Consider the following 23,734-nt stretch of genomic DNA (forward strand, 5'->3'; position numbering starts at 1 on the left):
AACGTTTTTTCACAAACGCGTCTCCTGCTCGTACGCGTATCCAAACTGGTAAAGCTTTGCTTCCTGTCCGTGTTTGCCGATCAGCTGAAACCCGATGGGCAGGCCTTCCTTTGAAAATCCGCACGGCACAGACAAGCTCGGATTGCCTGTAAAGTTGGTCGGCGCAGTAAGCCGCAGCAATGCCGGCCGGACACCATCCGGGTGATCGCCGATCATCACTGTGCGCTGACCGATGTCTGTCGGCAGGATCGGCAGTGTCGGCGTCAGCAGGACGTCTACGTCCGCGAACACCCCGTTGTAGCCCGCCGTGAGCATCCCTCGCCGCTGCTGCACCTGCACGTACTGATAGCCGCGCACTTCCTTGCTGTCCAGCAGGCGCTCGCACACCTCCCGATCCAGATCGGATGCGTGATCCCGCAACGTTTTCTCGTGAACGGCCGAGGCTTCGGCCTGAACCGTAATGCGCTGTGCTTCGACAAGCTCGTCCATCATCGACAGCTCCACTTCCTGGACCTCTGCTCCGAGCGCCCGGTACACTCCGATGACCTGCTGGAGCGCCTGGACGATTTCCTCTTCCACATGCTGATAGTACCAATGGGGAATGCCGATTACCTTTCCCCGGATCGCCTCTCCAAGCAAACGGGCGTAGTCCTCCTCGGGCCGGGAGAGCGAATACGGGTCGTTGTGATCGCAGCCCGCCAAAAGGTTCAACAGGCAGGCGTTGTCTCTGACGCTTTGCGTCATCGGCCCTACGTGATCGAGCGTGTAGCCCAGATCGAATACGCCGTATTTGCTGATCAGGCCAAATGTCGGTTTCATCCCCACGATGCCGCACGCGGCGGCCGGAATCCGTACCGAGCCGCCCGTATCCGTTCCGAGTGCGGCATAAGCCAGATCGGCAGCCACAGCCGCCCCGGACCCTCCGCTGGACCCGCCGGTAATTTTCCCTGGATGGTAGGGATTGCGGGACGGGCCAAAATGCGATTTGTCGCCGGTCGGGCCGTAGGCAAATTCATGGGTGTTCGTCTTTCCGATCACGATGGCCCCCGCTTCCTTCCATTTTTTCACGACCGTTGCGTCCTGCTCCGGGACGTGGTGCTCGAACACTTTGGAGCCCATCGTCGTCCGCACGCCGCCGGTGAAGATCATGTCTTTGACAGCGACCGGAATCCCGTGCCACATGCCCCGCCACTCGCCACGCATGATATCGGCTTCGGCCTGAGCCGCTTCCTTCCGGGCTGTCTCGGCGCAGAGCGTGATATACGCGTTCAATTGATCGTTTTTCGATTCTATTGCCGACAGCGTTTGCTCGACCAGCTCGACTGGCGAAATCTTTCTCTCGCGAAAGGCTTCTGATAGTGCGAAAACATCCATGCCCAGTATCACTTCCTCAAAAGACTTGGTTTCCTTGCGAGTTTCGTTATGAATCCCGATGAAACCCGGAAGTATTTGCCGGGATCGCTTGGGATTTAGGGACGGTGAACCGGGGGTTCAAACATCTGTTCAGCTCTTTGGCATGGCTACGGGTGTCATCGAAGGCTTCGAAAAAATGATGCTGAGTACAACAAGTACGTTTTTGGTTTCGCAAACGTTTTGTATCTTTCGGGTGCAGCTTCGTCCAATCACACCCTTAAGAATACCAAACATTTTTTAATTTGTGATTCTATTTACTCGTTGTTTTCGATTCATTTCATATATGGTTGCTGGTTTCATGGACGAGAACTAAAAAACATCTTTTCAGTGATCTGCTCTCCTTGGCCCCACCACGACGTTTTTTGAAAAGGAGCGTTCTGCTGTAGCGTTTTGACTTTGGAAACGTCTTAGTAATAAAGGAAATTATTGGAGGGGTCCGCACATGAAAAAAGGGGTATTAACGATTGTTTTTTGCATGGCAACTTTACTTGCTGGGTGTACGCCAAATAGTCAAGAAGGTTCAACAAGTAGTCAAGGAATATCAACTAGTAATCAAGTGGAAGCGACCATTCCAGAGGGCTTCGAAAAGCTAACACTTACTGACGAACAAAAGGAAAAAATCCTTACAGATGCTAAGAAAAATGGTGTTGATCAAGTTTTTGTCCCCTTATATGTAAAAAAGGGATCGTCTCTTGTAGCAATAGAATCGGGAGTAGATGACACATTCGATGTAAACCATATTCAATCCCTATGGTTGAAATTTCAGGATGAAAAAGGAGATCATTTCATTGATATCACAGAATCGCCTGAATTAATACTCGCAGGTGGAGTTGTCATACAGGAGAAAGAAACGAAATTACAAAACGGCATACAGGCGAAATGGATTTCTTATTCAAATTCTAGAGATAACATAAAAGGTGCATCAGCTGGACTGTATTTTCAAATGGATAAGACCTTTATATTTATCAGTGGTGGAAGTAACGAAGGAATTTTCGATAAGTATTACGAAGAGATTGCCGCTTCCTTGCAACCTCTAAAAAATTGAATTTCTTGTCCAGTTTTCTCCTTTTATTTTTCCTAGATAGGTGAAAGCGACTAATGACCGGTCAAACGTCGTTTATCCTCTTGATAAAAGGAGAAAAGGCAAATGGGAAAAGGTATTCAAAAAGTGTTGGGACTTGTACGGAGCTTCCCGTAATTCTACCTCCCTTAATCGTCGCGTTTGGATTATACAATTTCCCCCCTAAGGATGTGGCGTTATGACGAAAGATGAATGTATCATGGTCTTGCAACGTATAGCATGGAACATAAATTACCGTGAAAGAAAACGCCAACGAAAGAAATCCCCAATTATTTACAAATTCCAGTGCCTATTTTAGATATTCAGATGAAATATGTAGTAACCTTTAAACAAGTGGGTATAGAACTTAACATGGGGGAAAGTGGGGTGCTAAAATGCAAAAAGAGAGGATTGGAGAAGTTGCGTCGGTATCTGACAACACATTCTTCCTAAAAACGGAACCAAGGCCGTGGCAATGATTTTACTTATAGTCCTGCGCCTGACAATTAAAGCTTGACCACCCTTTTGAAAAATGAACCCTAGTACATTCTCTCTCTATACCCCTATCGCCAAAAGCACTGCCGCCAGCGGAATCACCAGCTTGGAGATTAACTCAGCCTCCCGATGCCCTCTCTTTTGCTCTTCGCTTTCGATGACAGCAGCTCCTCCCTCTGTTCGCCTCCGCAGCTGCTTGTCGATGACGAGTTTCCTGCCAAACAGCAAGGCCATCACCGGGAGCCCCGCAAGCATGGCCGCAGAAAAAGCGGTTCCCGCGAAAAAGCGGATCGCCTCCAAAACAAAGACGATGCAGACACCGAGGAGAGCCAGTCGGTTGTAGCGATTCCAGTACGCGATTGAAAGCTTTTCCAGCATGATTTTTCCCTCCTCCGTGCTGTTTTTCATCCCCCCGGCAAAAAACGGGCGGACGCATGCCGCAAGCACAATGCCGCCCCCCGCGACCAATGCCAGCCCGATCCTCTCCAATGATACGATAGCGACGTCGATGATCATTTCGCTTCTACCTCTTTCTCGTGGTTTGTCCCATCGTCACGCACTGCTGTGCGAATTGATTCCCGTTCGTTCAGTGTTTTTGCTGCCACTCTCTAGTCTTTCTTTCGCCATGCGCGAAGCAAGTCGGCAACCACCGCATGCACGAGCCCGGCGGCACGTTCTTTTCCTTCCGCGATTCTTCCGCTTTGGGACAAGACAATAAACCCGTGGACGGTCGCCCAGACCATATCCGCCCGGTCCCTCAGCTCGGGGTTATTCCCGGCCGAGTCGCCAAGCGCCTCCCCTACCGCTGCGCGAATCGCCTGAAACACTTCCTTTGCTTCGGCAGGAGTCTCGGACGTCCCAAAGGGTACCCCGCCCAACGCGGCTTTACATAGGCTATTTCGGTATGTTATCCTAAGACAGAGATTCAGAAATGTATCATCCATCAAATCCGAAACTCCATTAAGTATGTTTCCTATAAGGATCTAAGAAAGATTACGTCCGAACTTAAACCCATCTATAAGGCTCCAACGGAGCAAGCTGCATTGGAAGAACTTGAGCAGTTTGAACAAACCTGGGGCAGTAAATAACGCTTGATGGTTCGTCCTGACGGAATAACTGGGACGAGATTGCCACTTTCTTTAAATACCGGCCAGAGTCGAAAGCTGATCTATACAACCAACGTTATCGAGAGTTATCATCGACAGCTTCGAAAAGTTACAAAGGGAAAATCCATGTTTCCCATAAACGATGCTCTTCTAAAGATGTTATATCAACCATGGATGTTCTACCAAAGTGGACGGGGTGAGTCCGCAACTGGGGCCAGATCCTCTTGCAGCTATCTGTTTTCTTTGAGGATCGAGTAAAGTCGTACATCCGTTAACAAATGAAAGGCTTCATCCCCGAGGGATTATCTTTTTCTCTGCCAACATGTCAAGGGTTCGCTTCGCCTTACGCTCTCGACTCTGTTGGCTCCGAAAAAGAAGTCCTAATTAGGGGGATGAAACCTTTTCATAATACGGGGTGATTAAGTTTACACAAAAATCCTGCAAGACACCTGAATTACCAAAATTATTTTAAAAATATATTTAATCGTTATTTTTCGCCCTATACTCCTCAACAAATTCATTTAACTTCTTCAACTTTAGTTTTTCTACTTTTTTCCCCTTTTTTTCTGCACTATTTACTAATTTCCATTTTCCATTTGCATCAGGCTTAAACCAGTAAATATGATTTTCACCTGAGTCTCCAGATTTGAAAGTGAATAAGGCTTCTGATCCATCATTTTTGATGAAAATACCTGGTTGAAAATCTCCTGTTTTGACATCTTTCATTGCTGTTTCAAATATAACCTTTTTTAGGGAACGAACCGTTTTCTGATCAATTCCCTCCTGTTCACTCGGAATAGCATGCATACTATGGTACGTATAGTCATCTTGATTAATATCAAAGCTTTCTAAAGAATCCTTGTATGTCTCAAATATTTTGTCATCAATTGATTTTCTCACATAATTTTGCCACTCTTTTTCTTCTTTTGTTTCTGCAACAAATTTATTACTGCTAGCATCTGTATAAGCTTGACCGTTAATGGCTACTAGCAATGCCAGTACACCAGTTGCCAAAATTCCTTTGCCCTTCATTATTGATCCCCTCCCTAAACATAGCATTAAATACCAGGATGCTCGACTGAATCATGGTCCTGTGCAGAATCGATCTCTACACCTTCGTCATAAAGGTAACCATAGGTAGATAGCCCCCATTGAATCTTATCCCCTTCTTTATCACTTTGAAAGTTAATAATTACTGGACTTTTGCCTTCACGAAGTGTGTCATCATCAATTACCTCTCCCTCTCTGGTAAAAAAAGAGAAATTTTCAAGGGCTTGGTATCCAGAATTTGAGCCCGATGCATATACCTTTCCTGTACCTTTTGCATAATAGTATGAAATTTTATTCGAAAATGTAATTGATGCATAAGCACTAACACTTGACCAAGCATATGCAGGAGTAGCATAAACTATTAATGAGGATACTACCAGAACAGGTAAACCAAATTTTTTTATCAACCTTTCCTTCACAAGACTTACCTCCCATATTTTACATTTTATTACCTCTCTTTTACAATATTACACATTTTTTTACACGTCAACCAATTCTACTCATTTCGTCTTTTTTTCATTTTTATCAATACTATAAAGCATAATTCAATGGATGAACATGGAAGGAGGGTTATACCAGCGTCTGGACAAAGACAAGGGACTTTGACGAAGCGTGGATTTCGCATTATTACTTCGAAGTAATTGATTATAGGGTAACGGTAAAAGTGGTTTAAAAGAAGTACAGGTGGACTCAGTGTAATCGAAGAAGTCTAGAAAGTATTAAGGGTTAACACACAGAAGATTTAATGATTGGGTTACTACAACATTATGAGTATTACAAAATAATTACCATTTTAACTGTGGTCAGTTTATTGACTATTGAATAGATTGATATAGCCTTTTTCAGGCAATCATATTGCAGGCTATCGGAAAGGTGATGGGTAGCTCGCACAGGTGAACATATCATTAATATAAAATTCTTGTCCAGTTTTGTCCTTGGAACTCTCTCTATACCCCTATCGCCAAAAGCACTGCCGCCAGCGGAATCACCAGCTTGGAAATAACCTCCGCCTCCCGATGCCCTCTCCTTTGCTCCTCGCTTTCGATGACAGCAGCTCCTCCCTCTGTTCGCCTCCGCAGCTGCTTGTCGATGACGAGTTTCCTGCCAAACAGCAAGGCCATCACCGGGAGCCCCGCAAGCATGGCCGCAGAAAAAGCGGTTCCCGCGAAAAAGCGGATCGCCTCCAAAACAAAGACGATGCAGACACCGAGGAGAGCCAGTCGGTTGTAGCGATTCCAGTACGCGATTGAAAGCTTTTCCAGCATGATTTTTCCCTCCTCCGTGCTGTTTTTCATCCCCCCGGCAAAAAACGGGCGGACGCATGCCGCAAGCACAATGCCGCCCCCCGCGACCAATGCCAGCCCGATCCTCTCCAATGATACGATAGCGACGTCGATGATCATTTCGCTTCTACCTCTTTCTCGCGATTTATTCCTTTTTCATGCGCTGCTGTGCGAATGGATTCCCGTTCGTCCAGTGTTTTTGCTTCCTTCCCTAGTCTTGTCTTCGCCATGCCCGAAGCAAGTCGGCAACAGCCGCATGCACGAGCCCGGCGGCACGTTCTTTTCCTTCCGCGATTCTTCCGCTTTGGGACAAGACGATAAACCCGTGAACAGTCGCCCAAACCATATCCGTCCGGTCCCTCAGCGCAGGGCTTTTCCCAGCCGAATCGCCAAGCGCCTCCCCTACCGCTGCGCGAATCGCCTGAAACACTTCCTTTGCTTCGGCAGGAGTCTCGGACGTCCCAAAGGGTACCCCGCCCAAGCCATGCATCACCTGATACAGGTCGGAATGATCCCAGGCAAACTCCCAATAGCGGTCCAGAATGGCAAATAGCCGCTGTTCCGGCTGCCCCTTCCCGGTAGAGGCTCCTTCCAACTGCTCCAGCAAATGCCTGTAGCCTTCCAGCATCAGCTCCAGCAGTATCGCGTCCTTGCTCTCGAAATGTTCATAGACAGTCGGGGGACTGTACTCGATGGAGCTCGCGATCTTTCGGATGGTGACTGCTTGCCACCCTTCTTCTTTGGCGATCGCGCGGGCCGCCTGCAAAATGTCCTGCTTTCGCTTCGCTTTGTCCCGTTCTTTTCGTTCCTTGCTGCCCACAGCTCACTTCGCTCCCTTTTTGTTGTTCTTAGCGATAATTCTAACTTAGTTAGATTTTTTGTCAATAGTTAAGAATCAGGATTCACTTATGACTTGCTTTCACTGAGTAACAGGACTCTCTGTGTAATGAACCAATCTTGTTCGCTCTCCATGAAAAAACAGCCCCTGCAATACAGAGACTGTTCCTGTGGCTTTGCTTGATGTTCTATTGTTTGTTCGGTTCTACTGATTCTTCCGTTCTACTGATTCTTCGTTATACTGATTCTTCCGTGCTATTGAATCGTTCCAACAACTGGGTTGCGAATAATTCTCTCCAGAATATCGATTCGCATCTTCCTCAATCCGGCCGTCCTTTCATTGGTTCCTCTCCTGATTTGTTTCTCCGCTCTTCGCTCTTTTTCTCTTTTGCTTTCTCTATCTCTCCGTGTCTTTCCATCTACCCTTGATTCCCGGCCTGTTCCCTCGCCAACTCCTCCAGCTCTCCCGCATGCAAGGCGCACAGGGCATACGTCTGAATCGCGATCGCCATCACGCGCTCGTCGATGTCGAATTTCTCGTTGTGATGCCCCGCCGCCAGCGTCGTCCCGATCACCAGATAGGAAGCGAGGCCGCCGTTGTCCTGCACTCGCTGGAGCATGTAAGTGGCGTCCTCGGAGCCGCCCGCTACGACAAAATCGTGTACGGTGTGCACCTCCGCCAGCTTTTCCGCCTGCGCTCGGATAAACGGGATCAGCTCGCTGCTGGAGTCGCAGCTGTTGGCCATCCCGACGACCTCGATGCTTTCCTGGACGTCGTGCATCGCAGCGGCTCCTTTGATAATTTGTACAGCTCTTTCCAGCATGTATTCATTGATCTCCGAGGTGGCCCCGCGCGTCTCTACCTTGAGGAAAGCCGAGCCAGGCACGACGTTTCTCCCGCTTCCCGCCTGCAGGACTCCGACATTGATCCGGGACGAGCCCTGCGAATGCCTGGAAATGCTGTGTAAATTAAGGGCTGCTGAAGCTGCGGCCAGCAGCGCGTTTTTTCCGTCCTCGGGATGGCCGCCGGCATGGGAGGAGTACCCTTTGTAGGTGACATCCAGCTTGGTCGTCGCCAAATACCCCCGCGCACCGCAAACGATCTCGCCCAGCGGCACGCCGCTGCCGATATGGCCGGAAAAGAAAAAGTCGACATCGTCCAGCACACCCGCCTCGACCATCGCCTTGGCTCCGCGCACCCCTTCCTCGGCTGGCTGGAAGACGATTTTGATCCGGCCGTTCAGCTCGTCCTTCATCGCCATCAGTACTTGAGCGAGGCCAAGACCGATAGTGGTATGGGCATCGTGGCCGCAGGCGTGCATCATGCCGGGATTGACCGAGACGTAGCCATTTGCCGTCGGGAGATGATCCGGCTCCTCCGACTCCTGGATGTCGAGCGCGTCCATGTCAACGCGAAAGCCGACCGTCGGACCGGGCCGTCCTGTGTCGAGTATGCCGACGACACCTGTAAAGCCGCCGGAAAAATAGGGGAGCCACTCTTTGACCGCTCCTTGCTCCAGCGCGCGCTTTTCCTGCTGTGCCAAAAACGCCGGTGACGGGACGCCCATCCGCGATTCGTCCCGGACGACTTCCTTTCCCGCCCGGACCTCATAGCCCCATTCCTTCAGCTTGGCGGCCACCCTGGAGGCTGTACGGAATTCCACCCAGCCGGATTCGGCGTACTTGTGAAAATCCCGCCGCCACGCCGTCCACTCCGGGCTCAGGCTCTCCACCAACTGTTTTAGCTGCTGATTCATGTGCGTCTCCTCTTTTCTGATTTGATGCTTGCCTGCGAAAAAGGCAGCGGCCTCTCCAGCGAGATGACGGCTGCCTTTTGAGATGAAAATGTTCTTACTGCTCGAACAGATGGCAGGCGACATGACGGCCAGGCGAAACCTCGCGCCATTCCGGCACAATCTGGCGGCAGCTGTCCATGACGTACGGACAGCGCGTATGGAAGGTGCAGCCGCTCGGCGGCGATTGCGGATTGGGCACGTCGCCTGTCAGCACGATTCGCTCCCGTGCCGCCTCTGGATCCGGGACCGGAACAGCTGACATCAGCGCTTTCGTATAAGGGTGCAGCGGCTCGGCGAACATCTCGGCCGTAGGAGCCATTTCCACCATTCTGCCCAGGTACATGACGCCTACCCGGTCGCAGATGAACTTGACTACGGACAGGTCATGCGAAATAAACATGTACGTCAGCGAGAACTGGCTTTGCAAGTCCTGCATCAGGTTAAGCACCTGCGCCTGGATGGAGACATCGAGCGCCGAGACCGGCTCGTCGCAGACGACGAATTTGGGCCGGAGCGCGAGTGCCCGGGCGATCCCGATCCGCTGCCGCTGTCCACCCGAGAACTCATGCGGAAACCGGCTCGCGTGGTACGGGGCCAGGCCCACGACGCTCATCAGCTCGGCGATCCGGTCCTTGATCTCCGCCTCGGACAGCTGCAGGTGGGTGCGGAGCGGCTCTTCCAGCGTCCGCTGAACCGTCCAGCGAGGGTCCAGCGAGGCGTACGGGTCTTGAAACACGATCTGCATGTTGGTCCGGAATTTCCGCATCTCGTCCGGCGGCAGCTTGCGGATGTCCTGGCCGTCAAACAGCACTTCGCCCGCAGTCGGCTCGATCAGGCGCAAAATCGCCCGCCCTGTCGTCGATTTTCCGCAGCCCGATTCGCCCACGATCCCCAGCGTCTCTCCCGGCTGGATGGAGAAGGAAACGCCGTCCACCGCCTTGACTGCGCCTACCTGTTTGCCAAACAGACCTTTTTTGATCGGATAGTGCTTTTTTAAATCCTTTACTTCCAATAGCGGGTTCACGCTTCCACCTCCTGATACAAGAGACAACGGCATTTGTGCCCGGCCTCTACTTCCAGCAGCTCCGGTTTGATGCGGTCGCAAGCGTCGGTCCGGAACGCACAACGCGGGGCAAAGCGGCAGCCCGGAGGCATCTCCAGCGGATTAGGGACGTTCCCCGGGATTGACTGCAGGCGCGTCTGATCGCCCGCAAGCTGCGGCAAGGACGCCATCAGCCCTTTGGTGTACGGATGCTTGGGATCGCGGAACAGCGTCTTCACATCCGTCTCCTCGACCACCTGTCCGGCGTACATGACGACGACCCGGTCGCACATTTCGGCCACGACGCCCAGGTCATGCGTGATCATCAGGATCGCTGTTCCTTCCGTCTTTTGCAAATCCCGCATCAGGTCGAGAATTTGCGCCTGGATCGTCACGTCGAGAGCCGTCGTCGGTTCGTCGGCGATCAGCAGCTGCGGATTGCAGGCCATCGCCATCGCGATCATGACGCGCTGCCGCATCCCGCCGGAAAGCTGGTGCGGGTATTCGTCCGCGATCTGCTCCGGACGGGGAATCCCCACTTTTCTCAGCATCTCGATCGAATGCGCCCATGCCGCCTTTTTTCCCAGCTTCAGGTGGAAGCGGACCGCCTCCGAGATTTGGTGCCCGATCTTGAACACGGGATTGAGCGAAGTCATCGGCTCCTGAAAAATCATCGCCAGCCGGTTGCCCCGAATCTTTCGCATTTCCGCGTCCGACAGGGACGGCAGACTCTTCCCCTCAAACCGGATGTCCCCCGAGGCGATGCGGCTTTGTCCCTTGGGCAGAAGCCCGATGATCGACAGCGACGTCACGCTTTTTCCGCAGCCGGATTCGCCCACGACGCCCAGCGTTTCGCCCTTGTGCAAAACCAGATCGACCCCGTCCACCGCCCGAACCACGCCCGCATGGGTCACAAATTCCGTTTGTAAGCCGGTGATCGAAAGCAGTGGTTGCATAACGAGTCGCCTCTCTTTCCTATTTCTGTGAAACGCCGCCCAGTGTTTGCAGGTGTTTCATCGAGCCGTACAATTCCTGGATGCGGGCAAACTCTTCCTCGGAGTGGAACGAGCATTTGCCTCTGCCGTACTGCTTGGCTGTCTCGACGGCAAAGCGGGCCGCGAGCGAGATGTCTACCTCATGCGAAGCCCCTGTCGCGCAGCCGGGAACCGTCGAAGCTGCCGTAACGGCTACGCCGACCACGGGAGCCGAGGTGGCGACGGCTGGCTGCAAAATGCTGTTAATGTGATACAGGCCGTTGCCGTACGGCGTAATATCCTGCGTCGTGACGGCAAAGGTGACGGCTGGCTGGCCGGTTACGGTCTGAAGAATTTCCACCAGATCTTCGCTGATCCGCAGCACGTACCCCTCCCGCACGGTCGGGGAAATGGCGATGCCTTTGTGATTGATGACGCGGTTTCCTTTCGTCGTATCAATGGAGAGAATCGCCTCCATCTCCGGCGATACCTCGTACTTGTTCATCGTCAAAATGTCTGTCGGCGAATCCATAAACGGAACGGGATCATGCGGTCTTGTCGGCGCATCGGGGCAAATGTGCGTGGCGATGATGACATCCCCGTCCAAGGTGTCGCCCTTTGCCTGCATTTCGATCAGTTTGGCGGCAGCCGCGATGGCGGCAGCCGCACCGTCGCCATCGGATACAAAACCGATTTGTTCGGGACGGGCACCGATGCCGCCGAGACGGCCGATGATTCCTAGCGTAGGGCTTTGTCCGCCATTGGTCCGGCCGGTCTTCCCCGGGATTTTGATCTGAATAAAGTCGGTGGAACCTTTCGGGGAAGAAACCGTTTCGACGTGAATCGCCGCAGCTCCCTTGCCTTGCAAGTACGCTTCCACCTTTTTTCCGTTCACTGTCGCGTCATCGAGCAAATCCAGCACTTCCAATACTTGTTTTAACAAGGCAGTACCCTCCTTTTACTTGTTTGCATCCGTAGTGCCGAGATATTTCAAGGCGGTCAGCGCGTATACCTTTGCCGCCTGGATCACTTGATCGACCGGCACGCGTTCGTTGAACGAGTGGATGCCAGCCAGCTCGGAAGGACCGTATTGCAGCACCGGAATTCCGTGCTTTCTGAAGTGGCGCGCGTCGCTCGACGCCCATTGCAGCACGCCGTACGCTTCCTTTTGGCTCACGTCGGTAATGCTTTCCACCAGCAGGCGAACGATGTCTTCAGAATCCGATGTCCAGTTGGCGTTGCCCTGGAACCCGAACGGCTTCAGCTCCACATCGATGCCCTCTTCCAGCAGCAGCCGCTTTGCTTCGGCGAGCACGTCCCGATAGTCGAGGCCGAAAGGCACCCGCGTATCCACCTGAACGGTGCAGCGGTCGGCCACTACATTTACCTTGGTCCCGCCGCTGATCGTGCCGATGTTGATCGTTACGTGGTCGTGCACGGCGCTGACGTCCTTGCCGGGATTGCGAACGAGCGCAAACTCTTTGGAAATGTTGATGATGTCCTGCACCTCGGCCGGAATGTCCGGCTTCAGCTCCCACAGCTTCTGCAGGGCCTGAATCGCCCGTGCCGCCTTCAGGATGGCGCTCTCGCCGTTGAGCGGGGCCAGACTGCCGTGACCAGGGATGCCTTCGATCGTAAATTCAAACCAGCAGCTTCCCTTTTGCCCGATGGTCGGGTTTTGCGGATGGGAAGGCTCCGCGATCACCGCTGCCGTCCCCGTGATCAGGCCGCGTTCCAGCACCCAGGGAACTCCGAGGTCGCCGCCTGTCTCCTCGTCGGGGACGATGAAAAGAGACAGATTCCCTGCCAGCGGAACGCCCAGCCGGGCAAACAGTCCCGTGACGAAGATCAATCCGGCAAGACCGCCCTTCATGTCAGTCGCGCCGCGTCCGTGAATGAAGCCGTCCTTCACCTCGCCGCTGTACGGCGGCACGTCCCAGCGAGAGAGATCGCCGGCAGGCACTACATCCGTGTGGCCGCAATACAAAAGATGGCGGTCGGTCGACGGGCTGCCGATGGTGGAGATCAGGTTCCACATCGTTTCCCCGGACTCGTGAATCGCTGTGTCGATCCCTTCCTGCTTCAGATAGTCGATGATGAACTTGCTGATCGGCCTGGAATCTCCCGGCGGGTTTTCGCTCGGAAACTGGATCAGTCTGGAGCAAAGCTCAATCAATTCGTCTTGTCGCTTATCAATTTCTTCGATAACCAATCGATTCCAATCAGTCATTGGTGCACCCCTTTTCACGGCAATAAGTAGATGTGATGGCTCATCGGCGACAGGAAACTGCCAAGTTCGGAAAGTGAGCGCCCCCGTTGTGCGAACCGGGGGCTGTTGTCTCTATTCTTTGGAGAGCGGGTAGAAGCGGATGATTTCATCCGGGAAGAACGCGTACCCTTTCAGGTTTTTGTTCACGCCTACCACACGGTTGTATTCATACATGTACGCCCAAGGTGCATCGGCCGTAATGAGCTGCTGCGCCTCTTTGTACATCTCGTAACGCTTGACCGGATCGGCCTCGACATCCGCTTTCTCCCACAGCTCGTCAACCTTCGGATTTTGATAGTTGATGTAGTTGGAGGAACCCTTGCCGTACAACAGGAAGCCCAGATGGTAGCCAGGGTCGTTTACAAACGAAGTCCATTTGGACAAGAACGCCGTCAGATTCTTTTCTTTTTGCATTTGCAGGAACTGCGCGCGAGCCACTTTCTTGATGTTCATTTTCACGCCGATTTTTTCCAGCTCGGCCTGGATCAGCACGGCGTCATCTTCCCAATCCTGGAACCCGGAGCCGAGCGTGAAGTCAAACGAGAATCCGTTCTCAAGCCCGGCTTCCTTCAGCAGCTGCTTTGCTTTTTCCAGATCGTGCGTGTAGACAAAACCGGCGTCGGTAGAGCCAGGCGTGTTGCTCGGAACGGCGCTTTTCAGCTGTTTGGCCTGGCCGTACATGACGTCGTTGATCAGCTTGTCGTACGGAATGGCGTAGGAGATAGCCTGACGAACCTTGACGTCGTCAAACGGCTTTACTTTGTTGTTCATGGCAAAATACAGAATCCGGTTGCTCGGGTTGGAGTGGATCGTGACGTTTTCATTTTGCTTCAAGCTTTCCACGTCTTTGACGGGAATTTCGATAGCGAGATCGACGTCGCCTTTGCCCAGTAGCAGTACGCGGCTGGACGCTTCCTTGGTGAATTTCATCGTGACCTTCTCTACTTTCGGTGCGCCTTGCCAGTAGTCGGGGTTGGCGACCAGAACCGCTTCGGAAGCAGGGTCCCACTTCTCCAGCTTGAACGGACCGGAGCCCGCAGCATTAGTCTTCAGGTAGTCGGCACCCTTCTCTTTCACCACCGACGGGTCGATAATCGAGAAGTTGTACTGTGCCAGGTATTGGAGAATCAATGGATTTTGCTTGCTCAGCTTCAGCTCGACAGTCTTGTCGTCCTTGGCCGTGAAGCTTTCGATGCTGGCCATTTTAAAGATGCTGGACTCCCCGTTTTTCAGGTGGTCCATCGAGAAGACGACAGCTTCCGCGTTGACCGGATTGCCGCTGTGGAACTTCGCGTCATCGCGGAGCGTAAAGGTGTAGGTCAGCCTGTCATCGGACACCTTCCATTCTTTCGCCAGCATGGGCTTGACCACCTCGGTATCGGCGATGACCGAGCCGTCTACCTCTTTGGTTCCGAATTGCACCAGCTGGTCGTAGGTCGCCACGATCAGCGTGTCGGAGGTCAGATCGCTGGCCTGCGCCGGGTCCATCGTCGTGCCGCCTTCGGAGTACGCGATGGTGAGGCCTTGTCCCGCCTGAGGCTTGGCCTGTTGCTGTTCCGGCTGTTTTTGCCCCTCCGCCGGCTTCTGGTTGGCATTGGGACTGCAGCCCGCAGCCACAAGCATGGCGGACAGAGTTAGTAAAGCTAGCCACTTGCGTTTCTTCACATGAATCTCCCCCTACTGATGTTTATATGTGTTACCTGCTGGAGCGAAGGCGCGGATCAAGGACGTCTCGCAAGCCGTCGCCCAGCAGATTGAAACCGAGAATCGATGTGGCGATCGCCAGTCCCGGGAAGGTGACCAGCCACCATTCGCCGGAGATGATGTACTCTCGTCCCTCTGAAATCATCGCGCCCCATTCGGAAATCGGCGGCTTTACCCCGAGCCCGAGGAAGCTCAGGCTGGCTGCGGTCAGGATCGCAAAGCCCATCCCGAGCGTCGCACGGACCAGCAAGGGCGCCAGCGCGTTGGGGAAAATGTGGCGGAATAGAATGATCGAATCCTTTACACCGGTAGCCCGGCACGCTTCGACGAATTCTTTTTCGCGAAGGGAGACGGTCTGTCCGAACATCAGCCGGGCAAACTCGGGAATCCCGACGATCCCGACCGCGATCATTGCGCTGATCAGTCCAGGACCGATGGAAGCGGCAATCGCCATCGCGAGCACGAGCGACGGAAAAGCGAGCAGGGTGTCCATCACCCTCATAATCACGTTTCCGGTCACCCCGCCGTAATAGGCGGCGATCCCGCCCAACGGAACCCCGATGCAAAAGGAGATTCCCACGGCAATAAGGCCTGTCCAGATCGAGATTTGCGCGCCGTAGAGAACGCGGCTGAAAATATCCCTGCCAAAGTTGTCCGTACCGAACCAATGCTCTGCGCTCGGCGCCTGCAGTTTCACGGAGGTATCCGGCGCATTCGGTGCGTACGGTGCGACCAGCGGCGCGACGAGTGCCGCCACTGTCCACATCACGATAAAAAATAGTCCAAGCGCTGCCAGCCTGTTTTGCAGCAGCAGCCGAAATGTCGACCTCGGTTTGTTTGTCGTTGCACTCCCAACGGTTGTGGGCGCGCTCTGTGTTGCGCTGTTCATGAAATCCCCCCTTTGCTCTGCTGCTTAGTCATAGCGGATGCGCGGATCGATAAATCCGTAAATCAAATCGACCGACAGATTGATCAAGCTGTACAGGATTGCGCTGACCAGGGTAAACGCCTGGATGGGAGCGTAATCCGTCGCCAGAATGGACTCGGTCACATAGCTCCCGAGGCCGGGCCAGGAAAAGATCGTCTCGGTGATGACCGCCCCGCCCAGCAGCTGGCCAAACTGGAGCCCCAATATCGTCAAGGTCGGGATCAAGGCGTTGACCAGACCGTGCTTGAAAATGACGATTCGCTCCATCAGACCCTTTGCTCTCGCCGTGCGGATGTAGTCCTGCCCGATCACTTCCAGCATGCTGGAACGGACCATCCGCGCAACGATTGCCATCGTCCCGGTACTCAGACAGATCGCCGGGAGCAAAATATGCGACAGCGCCTGTTTGAAGGCGACCATGTCGCCGGACAGCAAGCTGTCCACGAGGAACAGTCCCGTTACCTGGGTAGGCGGATTGATATCGCCGCCGATCCGCCCCATCGGCGCGGGGGACCAGCCTAGCTTGGAGTAAAAGAAGTAGATCAGAATCAGTCCGAGCCAGAAAATCGGAACACAGGCGCCAATCAATGAAAACACCCGCGATATATGGTCGGTGATCGACTCTTTTTTCGTCGCCGCGATGACCCCGACAGGAATGGCGACCAGGATCGCGATCAGAATGCTGAAGAGCGTCAGCTCTACCGTTGCCGGAAAGCGTGTGGCGAAATCTTCAAGCACGCTGTGTCCGGTATGCCAGGCAAAGCCAAGGTCGCCGTGAGCGAGAGCGCCCAGATAGTCGAAAAACTGTACGTAGAGCGGATCGTTTAGCCCCAAATCCTCTCTGATCTTGGCCAGCTGCGCCTCGTCCGCTTGCTCTCCCGCTATCATCAGGGCGGGATCGCCCGGCAGCACCCTCGACAAGAGGAATGTGATCAGGATGATTCCGATGAGTCCCGGAATCATTAGTAGCAATCTTCGGAAAATGTATACGAGCAATCTCCCAACCCCCTCATACTTCTGATCTAGGTCTGAAATATGAAAATTTTCATATATTTGTGGTTATTGTACCTGTATCGACTTCTAGTCCACTACGTCCGCATACAATAAAAAAGGAGCAAAGATTTGTCCCCGGCGAACAAAGAGCCGTGATTTCAACCGCCGCAAGCCCCTGCAAAAAAATACCGAACAAATTCGAAGTTTGTACGGAAAATCGTTTGTAAAAAACAGGAATCCCCAAAGAAACGGAGCATATTCCCATATATTCATGGAAGAAAAGGGGGACAATTGGTCGTCTTGGAAGATTGGAGAAACAGTGAAAAAAGCGGCTTGCCCGTGTGCTTGCGTGGTCAAAGAGGGCAACAGTCCGCTTTGCGTCTGGTTTCGCAACAAAAACAAACAGCCGTCCGCAAGACGGCTGCATCCGTTATTCATTTGCTTTCAGGTAATGGTACGTTAGGCATAAATGGTAAACAAAGCGCTGCCGGGGACAGCCGAGGTCGATGGGAATAATCTCGCGAATCCGCTGCAATCTGTACTTCACCGAATTCCGATGTATATACAGCCGATTGGAGGTCTCGATCAAATTTCCCGACGATTCCAGAAAGTAGTAAAGCGTCCGCAAAAAGTCGCTGCCGTGCTCTTTGTCATGAGCATGCAGCTTCCCCAGCTTTCTCTCGAACAGCTCAGAGAAATGGGCGTGATCCGCATACTCCGCCAGCAGTTGAAAAGCCTCGACGTCCTCAAAGGCCGTTACTTCCATTGGCCGAGACAGCTTCATTCCGATCGCCAGCGCTTTTCTCGCTTCCGCATAGCTTTGGTGCACATGCCACAGAGGATAGGGCCTGCCGCTTCCGATATGGATATCATGCCGCTTTCCTCCCTGCTCGCGGAGAGACCGCTCAATGGCCTGCCGCCACGCAAAGTCAGGAGCGGCTGCGGCCTCTGCCCCTTTCTTGGCCTTGCCCGGCTGCTCCTGCCCGGCCGGTTTGCTTGACAGCAAGAGCAGCACGGAATTATATCTTACCTCCACATGAGCCTGGAACCCCCTCTGTTGAGCCTCCTGGTCCATCGCTTGACGAAAACGCGATGAGGGAGCCGCGATCTGGCGAATCATCATCTCATTGCCCTCAATGATGGCTACCTCCCACTCCTGGCTCGGGTTCAGGCCCAGCTGCCTTCCCCTGCGCTCTACTTCATGCCTCGCCGGAGGAACGGCGGAGAGCAGCTCGTCAATCAAATTTCCCCGCAGGCGATTTTCTGTATCGACCGCCGTTTTTGTCCGCATCAGCTCCAAAGCGACCACGACTCGGGCCTGTTCTACGCATACCTGCTGGATGTCGTCCAGGCTTTCCTTGTCAATCTGGAGCTTGCCTACTACCTGCTTGTCTACCACGATATCCCATTCCAGCTGCCTGGACTGCTGCTTCCAGTCCTGCGGTACGGACACGAGGACATTTCCGTGGTTGTCCAGCACCCTGACCGCTCCCTTGACCAGCTCCGAAACATTGTCTGCCACCGCTTGTAGTCCGCTGTTCTCCAAAACCATCGTGGTCAGCGTCCGGTATACCTCCTCGGAGCGGCGAAGCAGAGCCGCCTGGCGATCCAGCACCTGCTCCATGACGGCGTGCGTGATGTCCATGTACGGGATCATCGCCGGAAGTTCGATGATCGGCAGCTGATAGCGATTGCTGACCGAAATCATTTCTTCCGGAAGGTCGTGGAGAAAACGCTCCGGCTTGATCGCCAATGCCGCCGCACCGGCCTGAGCCATATGCTCGACGATTTCGGGCAAAAGCGAAGGATCGTGACGGATGGAGTACGCTGTGGTCAGCAGCAGCTCGCCTTCCCGCAACCACCCTCTCAAATCCGGCACCTCCATGATATCAATAAAGCGCACAACACGATCCAAGCCTTCAAATCCACTGATAACACGAGCGTCTTTCAAAAGGGGTAGCTCCATTAATTCCCGTATGGTAACTCCGTTCACAAGCTTCCCTCCTTCGCCACACTGTATGAAAAATAGTGTAACAAAAATATAGTCAAAATAGACAAAAAATTTAGTATTAACGATAAAATTTTATTGCTGGTGGAATTGGCCAAGTAAAAGTGCGGCTCCATTCCAGTGATATCCATGCAAGCTGAACGATTCGCTGCTGTCGCTTTAAAAACAGAGGGCTGACCAAGAGCAGATTTTCCGCTTGTGGACAGCCTCTCTTTCACTCATTTCTTTCCGATACCCGGCTCTTTCTTCCCGTTATTTTACTTTCAGCTGTTGATCCTCAATCACATACACGCGATCGGCCACCCGCTCGATAAACATCCGGTCATGGACACCAGAAGCACGGTGCCTTTATACGCTTGCAGGAATTTTTCCAATGCTTCCACGCAATCAACATCCAAAAAGTTCGTCGGTTCATCCAACACAAGCACATTGTACCTGCCCAGAAAAAGCTGGCACAGGCTGAGCCGAATAGCTTCACCTCCGCTTAACGCTCGTACGTCTTTTTTGAGATCATTTCCTCTGAAGTTCATGGCGTGAAGGGCGGCACGAAGCTTGCTTTCTTCATAATCGCTCCGATTTTTCACATACGAAAGGACCGTCTCCGCTTTCTCGAAATGATAATCCATTTGTCCATACGCTCCGAAAACAACTTTCGGCGAAAGAACAATGCCTTCCCCCTGCTTTACAATGTGCGAAAGCAGTGTTGTCTTGCCAGATCCGTTGCTTCCTGTGATTGCAATCGTCTCGCCTAAGGGAAATTGAAAACTGACTCCTTGAAGAATGATTTTCTCACCCGCTTTTAGCGTCAAGCGATCGGCCATGATCGGAAACTTGTTATGCAATTGCAAAGCGTTTGGCTGATGGAAATGAAGAGCGATTTCCTCTTCGGGTGCTTCTACAACTTGAAGCTGTTCGACGCGCTGTTCAATGGCTTTCGCCGCCCTCTGCATCGATTTTTGGCTGGTATCCTTGGATTTGGTCATGAACATTTTATTTGCCTTTGCTTTTGCGTCTTTCTTGGACATTTGGCTATTTGCCTGCGTAACCTTCTCAGCCTTTCGCCTTTTCTCCTCCGCTGCTTGCAACAGCCGGTTTTTTTCTTTTACATACTTCTCATGCTGTTCCAGCTGCTGCTGTCTCTGCAATTGTTTTTGCCTAGTGTAATCGGAATAGTTCCCTGTATACTCCGTCACTTTTCCGTTTTCCACCTCCCAAATTTTTGTCACCAGTTGATCCAGCACATACCGGTCATGGCTGACAAGAACGAGCGCTCCGTAGTAATACTTCAGTTCCTCGATCAAAAAGTCTATGCCATCAGTGTCCAGGTGCGTCGTCGGTTCATCGATCACCAATCCTTCATGGTACGTCGAGAACAGCTGCGCCAGCTTCACGCGCGTTTGTTCTCCGCCGCTTAACTGCTCCGCGCTCGCTTGAGGGACTCCCAGTTTCCCGAGCCATTCAAAATCCAAATCAGCTTCCCTCTCAGCAGGCTTTGCCGTCTGCTCAAAATACCCAAAGTCAATCAGGCGATTTACGCGCCCTTTATTCGGTGCGATCCTTCCGCACATCAATTTCAATAACGTGCTCTTACCGGTACCGTTCTTTCCCACGAGCCCGATGCGATCGAATTGGTGAACCGTCAATCTTGGAATGTCCAGTACGATCCGGTCCATAAACGATACTTCTATATCCAACAGTTCTAAACACAATTTTTCCATTGCTTGTTCCCTCCCGTTTTTGCTTCCAAAAGGAAAATAAAAAATCACAGGCAATCTGCCTGCGATTCAGAGTAAACGGTCAGGAGTTCAGTCCCTGAGAAGAAGATGCTCGTCCGCCGACGCCATCGACAAATAAACCTTCGTACGCCAAGGACAAATGGGAAAGGTTTTTCGCATAATAAAAGAAAGGCAGAACGCTCCGCCTTTCTACAAATAACATAGATTCATGTTACATAAAGATTATTAAAAAAGGACAGACTGCTCCCGTTTACTCTGCATGCACAAGCAGAGCCTTTGAACGTATTTAATTACTTGTTCAAAGTCGGGATACGCAATCTGATCGAATACATTTTTAATAATCCTCCTCAAATGGAAAATGTACTAGATATTATACAGCCAATGGCTTGAAAAAGTCAAAAAGTACGATTTCGGCAGCGAGCTTCCACAAACGTACCCGCATTTTATCCAAGCTCCCCAAGCACCCTCGCAACCAGCGTCCGCGACAGGATGACCGGCTTGCCCGTGATCCGCTTGACCGTCCGCTTCATCTCTTCCGTGTAGCCGATGCAGTCCAATACAATCAAGTCCACATCATGTTCCTTCAGCGAATGGGCGGCCTTTTCGATCTCGTCGCCCCCCAGGTACGGAGAGCCGGCCGCCGTGAAGACCTCAAGTCCGTCGCGTTCCCATTTCTCCAGCGAGGCCTCGCGCTGCGCAGGCACAGGATTGATGACGCCGAGCCTGCCCTTTGTGAGCAAACCGCGTACCGCGCTGTTCAGGATGCGGTCCGGCTCCAGCAGCAGAGATTTGCACTCAAATGTCGGGAAGTGGCCGGTACATAGAAGCAAGATAACCTCGACGCCTTCCTCTTGCAGCTCGTCGATCCGCTGCTGCATCAGATGCAGGATAGACTGCTTGGACATCGTTACCTGCGAGCCATCCCGCAAGCGGCTGACGAGCACATTTTCGCCCGGCTTCGGGGCCAGGGCGGCCAACTCTTCCGGACCAAGCCCGTCCAACGCCCCTTTCTCCACGACCTGAAATTCGGGCAGGAAAGGCAGCATCTCCGGCGTTACATCGACACGCGGCGATTGACCGATGGTGATCGTCCCCAGCTTTTTCATACGGCAGCTCCATCCGGGGAGAGCGAATTCTGTTTTTTCAGAAACATCGAGGCAGTCGCTCCGATCGCCATGATCGGGTCCATGGCAGGCAATTGCAGCGTGTCCATCAGTTCCTTGGCAAAGCCGATAGTGGCAAAGCCGGTGCAGCACAGCACGATCGATTCGGCTCCCTGCTCCTTCAGCCGCTTTGCCGCTTCAAGAGCGTTTTGCCGTCCTTCCGGCGTTTGCAGATCAAGCGTGGTGCGAACTCCGTCTGGCCTTTTCACGCCGACATACGCATCCCCGAGGATTTGCTTGACCAGCGGCGGAGCGTCGTCGAGAATCGTCAGTACACCCGCCTTGCGGGACATCGCCATGGCCTGATGGGCGGCTGCCGAGCCTGCTCCGATCACCGGGACGCGGACTGCCTGTCTCACTTCCGCCAAAGCCGGGTCCGCAGCGCAGCTGATCCCGATCGCTTGACAGCCCTTCGCCTCCAGGCGTTTGGCCACCTCAATGATTTTCGGGATGGCCATATCCTCTGTTTCCTGATCGTAGATGCCTTTCGGCTGATCCCAGATGCACTCGCTCACTACCGGTATGTGGTACTGGCCCTCGATCAGCTCCCCGTGACGGTGTACATCGCGGGGGTCCGAAAGCGTAAGAACGCGAATAATTCCCAGCATGCCAACCCCTCCTGTCAACTTTGCCTTGTTTTCCTTCCATTATAGGCAGAGCCAATCGGCGAGGAATACGGCCTAACCAGCTAAAAAGGACGGATAAAATTGTCCCGCATGCACAAATCCGTTATCCAATTCCACGCAGAAATAAACTTATCTTGTTCATTTGGCCAGCTAACGGATCCGGCTTATCCAGCACAATAGGAACCTCCGATCTATTTGGTGGTTCTTTTATTTTTGCTGTTTTCGTAAAGATTGTTGCTCTTTGGGTAATACTGTATAATTACCGATACACCTCTTCCAAGAAACGATTTTGGTGGGTTGGAAAAACCTGTACGAAAACTTTGATGAATTGAATCGAGCCGAAAAACTAGCATTGTACGAAGCGATTAAGGATAGTTTCCACGCCAGATCTGCTTGACAGTCAGCTGATCGAAAAATTGAAGAGGAGTGTTCCTTGATGACAAATAGCAGAATGAATCCTAAGGTTGATGAATTTTTAAGTAAAGCTAAAAAGTGGAAGGAAGAATATGAGAAGTTGAGGAATATCGTTCTTGACTGTGAGCTGACCGAAGAATTTAAGTGGATGCATCCTTGTTACACGTTTGAGAAAAAAAACATAGTTTTAATACATGGATTTAAAGAATATTGTGCGCTTCTGTTTCACAAAGGTGCCTTGTTACAGGATGCCCATGGGATTCTAATCCAACAAACGGAGAATGTACAGGCGGCGCGCCAGATTCGGTTCACCAATGTTCAAGAAATAGTCGAGATGGAACCCATCTTGAAAGCCTATATTTATGAAGCCATTGAAGTTGAAAAAGCCGGTTTGGAAGTGAATTTTAAAAAGAGTTCAGAATTCGTAATTCCTGAAGAGCTTCAAAATAAATTCGATGAAATCCCTGCCTTGAAAACTGCTTTTGAAGCATTGACGCCGGGACGGCAAAGAGCATACATTCTTTATTTTTCTGAACCCAAACAATCCAAAACTCGTGAGTCAAGGGTTGAAAAATGTATGCAGCAAATTCTCAATGGAAAGGGATTACATGATTAGGATATTCTCCTTGAACTAACGGAGGCTTATGTGCAAAACGTAGGCTCCCGTTTTTTCGTTTTTTCGTGTAGGCAGTATTCATTCAGCAACAAATCTACGGCACAATGGTTTTATGATCAGTAATCTCAGTGAATTAACCGGCATTAATTCCGGGACTCTCAGCATGATTCTAAATGGCAACCCTTCTGAGTGCGGCCAGGTCTTTTTTTCTTTTGGAGACA

The 23,734-nt window shown here is 52.2% G+C and carries 20 protein-coding genes and 2 pseudogenes; 3 read left to right on the forward strand and 19 right to left on the reverse strand.

Features of this window, described 5'->3' with window-relative positions:
• Positions 1–9: 9 nt before the first annotated feature.
• Positions 10–1,374 (reverse strand): amidase, encoded by a 1,365-nt coding sequence (locus Q3F21_RS18770; protein WP_340256488.1) that lies wholly within the window; start codon positions 1,372–1,374, stop codon positions 10–12.
• 481 nt (positions 1,375–1,855) lie between these two features.
• Between Q3F21_RS18770 and Q3F21_RS18775 the strand changes: the two genes are divergently transcribed.
• Positions 1,856–2,458: a hypothetical protein gene (locus tag Q3F21_RS18775; protein WP_340256491.1), complete on the forward strand. Its 603-nt coding sequence runs from the start codon at positions 1,856–1,858 to the stop codon at positions 2,456–2,458.
• Positions 2,459–3,028: 570 nt separating this feature from the next.
• Here Q3F21_RS18775 and Q3F21_RS18780 read toward each other — a convergent pair.
• Together Q3F21_RS18780 and Q3F21_RS18785 are read right to left on the reverse strand one after the other, a co-directional pair.
• The gene (locus Q3F21_RS18780) at positions 3,029–3,484 is read right to left on the reverse strand and encodes a hypothetical protein (RefSeq protein ID WP_340256494.1); all 456 of its coding nucleotides are present in this window, start codon (positions 3,482–3,484) and stop codon (positions 3,029–3,031) included.
• A gap of 92 nt (positions 3,485–3,576) precedes the next feature.
• A complete protein-coding gene (locus Q3F21_RS18785; RefSeq protein ID WP_425341280.1) occupies positions 3,577–3,912 on the reverse strand; it encodes a TetR-like C-terminal domain-containing protein in 336 nt (111 codons plus the stop codon).
• Between Q3F21_RS18785 and Q3F21_RS18790 the strand changes: the two are divergent.
• Positions 3,862–4,349 (forward strand): annotated as a pseudogene (locus tag Q3F21_RS18790) (transposase); the annotation flags it as partial. The gene Q3F21_RS18785 and the pseudogene Q3F21_RS18790 sit on opposite strands and share 51 nt — an antisense overlap.
• Before the next feature lie 205 nt (positions 4,350–4,554).
• Here the strand turns inward: Q3F21_RS18790 and Q3F21_RS18795 are convergent.
• The 16 genes and pseudogenes from Q3F21_RS18795 to Q3F21_RS18870 all read right to left on the reverse strand — a co-directional run bounded on the left by Q3F21_RS18795 (position 4,555) and on the right by Q3F21_RS18870 (position 22,465).
• Positions 4,555–5,106 carry a hypothetical protein gene (locus Q3F21_RS18795; RefSeq protein ID WP_340256497.1) on the reverse strand — a complete coding sequence of 184 codons (552 nt, stop codon included), beginning with the start codon at positions 5,104–5,106 and terminating at the stop codon, positions 4,555–4,557.
• 26 nt (positions 5,107–5,132) lie between these two features.
• A complete protein-coding gene (locus Q3F21_RS18800; RefSeq protein WP_340256500.1) occupies positions 5,133–5,543 on the reverse strand; it encodes a hypothetical protein in 411 nt (136 codons plus the stop codon).
• A gap of 528 nt (positions 5,544–6,071) precedes the next feature.
• Positions 6,072–6,527, reverse strand: coding sequence for a hypothetical protein (locus tag Q3F21_RS18805; protein ID WP_340256503.1), 456 nt, complete (start codon positions 6,525–6,527; stop codon positions 6,072–6,074).
• Positions 6,528–6,618: 91 nt separating this feature from the next.
• On the reverse strand, positions 6,619–7,227 hold the full coding sequence (locus Q3F21_RS18810; RefSeq protein WP_340256506.1) for a TetR/AcrR family transcriptional regulator: 609 nt from the start codon (positions 7,225–7,227) through the stop codon (positions 6,619–6,621).
• A 436-nt stretch (positions 7,228–7,663) separates the two neighbouring features.
• Entirely contained in the window at positions 7,664–9,001 is a 1,338-nt protein-coding gene (locus Q3F21_RS18815; RefSeq protein ID WP_340256509.1) for an amidohydrolase, read from the reverse strand.
• A gap of 94 nt (positions 9,002–9,095) precedes the next feature.
• Positions 9,096–10,064: a dipeptide ABC transporter ATP-binding protein gene (locus Q3F21_RS18820; protein ID WP_340256512.1), complete on the reverse strand. Its 969-nt coding sequence runs from the start codon at positions 10,062–10,064 to the stop codon at positions 9,096–9,098.
• A complete protein-coding gene (locus Q3F21_RS18825) occupies positions 10,061–11,038 on the reverse strand; it encodes an oligopeptide/dipeptide ABC transporter ATP-binding protein (protein WP_340256515.1) in 978 nt (325 codons plus the stop codon). The genes Q3F21_RS18820 and Q3F21_RS18825 overlap by 4 nt, the downstream gene beginning before the upstream one ends.
• Positions 11,039–11,057: 19 nt before the next feature.
• Positions 11,058–11,999, reverse strand: a complete 942-nt coding sequence (locus Q3F21_RS18830) for a DUF1177 domain-containing protein (protein ID WP_340256518.1) — start codon at positions 11,997–11,999, stop codon at positions 11,058–11,060.
• A 15-nt stretch (positions 12,000–12,014) separates the two neighbouring features.
• A complete protein-coding gene (locus Q3F21_RS18835) occupies positions 12,015–13,286 on the reverse strand; it encodes an ArgE/DapE family deacylase (RefSeq protein WP_340256521.1) in 1,272 nt (423 codons plus the stop codon).
• 111 nt (positions 13,287–13,397) lie between these two features.
• Positions 13,398–14,990 carry an ABC transporter substrate-binding protein gene (locus tag Q3F21_RS18840; protein ID WP_340256524.1) on the reverse strand — a complete coding sequence of 531 codons (1,593 nt, stop codon included), beginning with the start codon at positions 14,988–14,990 and terminating at the stop codon, positions 13,398–13,400.
• Between the two features lie 31 nt (positions 14,991–15,021).
• Positions 15,022–15,918: an ABC transporter permease gene (locus Q3F21_RS18845; protein ID WP_340256527.1), complete on the reverse strand. Its 897-nt coding sequence runs from the start codon at positions 15,916–15,918 to the stop codon at positions 15,022–15,024.
• Between the two features lie 24 nt (positions 15,919–15,942).
• Positions 15,943–16,953 (reverse strand): ABC transporter permease, encoded by a 1,011-nt coding sequence (locus Q3F21_RS18850; RefSeq protein ID WP_340256530.1) that lies wholly within the window; start codon positions 16,951–16,953, stop codon positions 15,943–15,945.
• 427 nt (positions 16,954–17,380) lie between these two features.
• The gene (locus Q3F21_RS18855) at positions 17,381–18,943 is read right to left on the reverse strand and encodes a PucR family transcriptional regulator (protein WP_340256533.1); all 1,563 of its coding nucleotides are present in this window, start codon (positions 18,941–18,943) and stop codon (positions 17,381–17,383) included.
• Between the two features lie 267 nt (positions 18,944–19,210).
• Positions 19,211–20,676, reverse strand: a pseudogene (locus Q3F21_RS18860) (Msr family ABC-F type ribosomal protection protein).
• Between the two features lie 461 nt (positions 20,677–21,137).
• On the reverse strand, positions 21,138–21,800 hold the full coding sequence (locus Q3F21_RS18865) for an AroM family protein (RefSeq protein ID WP_340256536.1): 663 nt from the start codon (positions 21,798–21,800) through the stop codon (positions 21,138–21,140).
• Positions 21,797–22,465: an aspartate/glutamate racemase family protein gene (locus Q3F21_RS18870; protein ID WP_340256539.1), complete on the reverse strand. Its 669-nt coding sequence runs from the start codon at positions 22,463–22,465 to the stop codon at positions 21,797–21,799. Before Q3F21_RS18870 ends, Q3F21_RS18865 begins: the two co-directional genes overlap by 4 nt.
• A 454-nt stretch (positions 22,466–22,919) precedes the next feature.
• On the opposite strand from Q3F21_RS18870, the gene Q3F21_RS18875 reads away from it, so the two are divergent.
• A complete protein-coding gene (locus Q3F21_RS18875; RefSeq protein WP_340256543.1) occupies positions 22,920–23,513 on the forward strand; it encodes a YdeI/OmpD-associated family protein in 594 nt (197 codons plus the stop codon).
• Positions 23,514–23,734 lie beyond the last annotated feature (221 nt).

The organism is Brevibacillus borstelensis (genome assembly GCF_037834415.1).
Classification (GTDB): Bacteria; Bacillota; Bacilli; order Brevibacillales; family Brevibacillaceae; genus Brevibacillus; species Brevibacillus borstelensis_A.

Excerpts from the sequence above, each read along its gene's own strand:
- Q3F21_RS18770 (WP_340256488.1), bottom strand. The coding sequence starts at position 1,374 with ATGGATGTTTTCGCACTATCAGAAGCCTTTCGCGAGAGAAAGATTTCG.
- Q3F21_RS18775 (WP_340256491.1), top strand. The coding sequence starts at position 1,856 with ATGAAAAAAGGGGTATTAACGATTGTTTTTTGCATGGCAACTTTACTT.
- Q3F21_RS18780 (WP_340256494.1), bottom strand. The coding sequence starts at position 3,484 with ATGATCATCGACGTCGCTATCGTATCATTGGAGAGGATCGGGCTGGCA.
- Q3F21_RS18785 (WP_425341280.1), bottom strand. The coding sequence starts at position 3,912 with ATGGATGATACATTTCTGAATCTCTGTCTTAGGATAACATACCGAAAT.
- Q3F21_RS18795 (WP_340256497.1), bottom strand. The coding sequence starts at position 5,106 with ATGAAGGGCAAAGGAATTTTGGCAACTGGTGTACTGGCATTGCTAGTA.
- Q3F21_RS18805 (WP_340256503.1), bottom strand. The coding sequence starts at position 6,527 with ATGATCATCGACGTCGCTATCGTATCATTGGAGAGGATCGGGCTGGCA.
- Q3F21_RS18815 (WP_340256509.1), bottom strand. The coding sequence starts at position 9,001 with ATGAATCAGCAGCTAAAACAGTTGGTGGAGAGCCTGAGCCCGGAGTGG.
- Q3F21_RS18825 (WP_340256515.1), bottom strand. The coding sequence starts at position 11,038 with ATGCAACCACTGCTTTCGATCACCGGCTTACAAACGGAATTTGTGACC.
- Q3F21_RS18835 (WP_340256521.1), bottom strand. The coding sequence starts at position 13,286 with ATGACTGATTGGAATCGATTGGTTATCGAAGAAATTGATAAGCGACAA.
- Q3F21_RS18845 (WP_340256527.1), bottom strand. The coding sequence starts at position 15,918 with ATGAACAGCGCAACACAGAGCGCGCCCACAACCGTTGGGAGTGCAACG.
- Q3F21_RS18865 (WP_340256536.1), bottom strand. The coding sequence starts at position 21,800 with ATGAAAAAGCTGGGGACGATCACCATCGGTCAATCGCCGCGTGTCGAT.
- Q3F21_RS18870 (WP_340256539.1), bottom strand. The coding sequence starts at position 22,465 with ATGCTGGGAATTATTCGCGTTCTTACGCTTTCGGACCCCCGCGATGTA.
- Q3F21_RS18875 (WP_340256543.1), top strand. The coding sequence starts at position 22,920 with ATGACAAATAGCAGAATGAATCCTAAGGTTGATGAATTTTTAAGTAAA.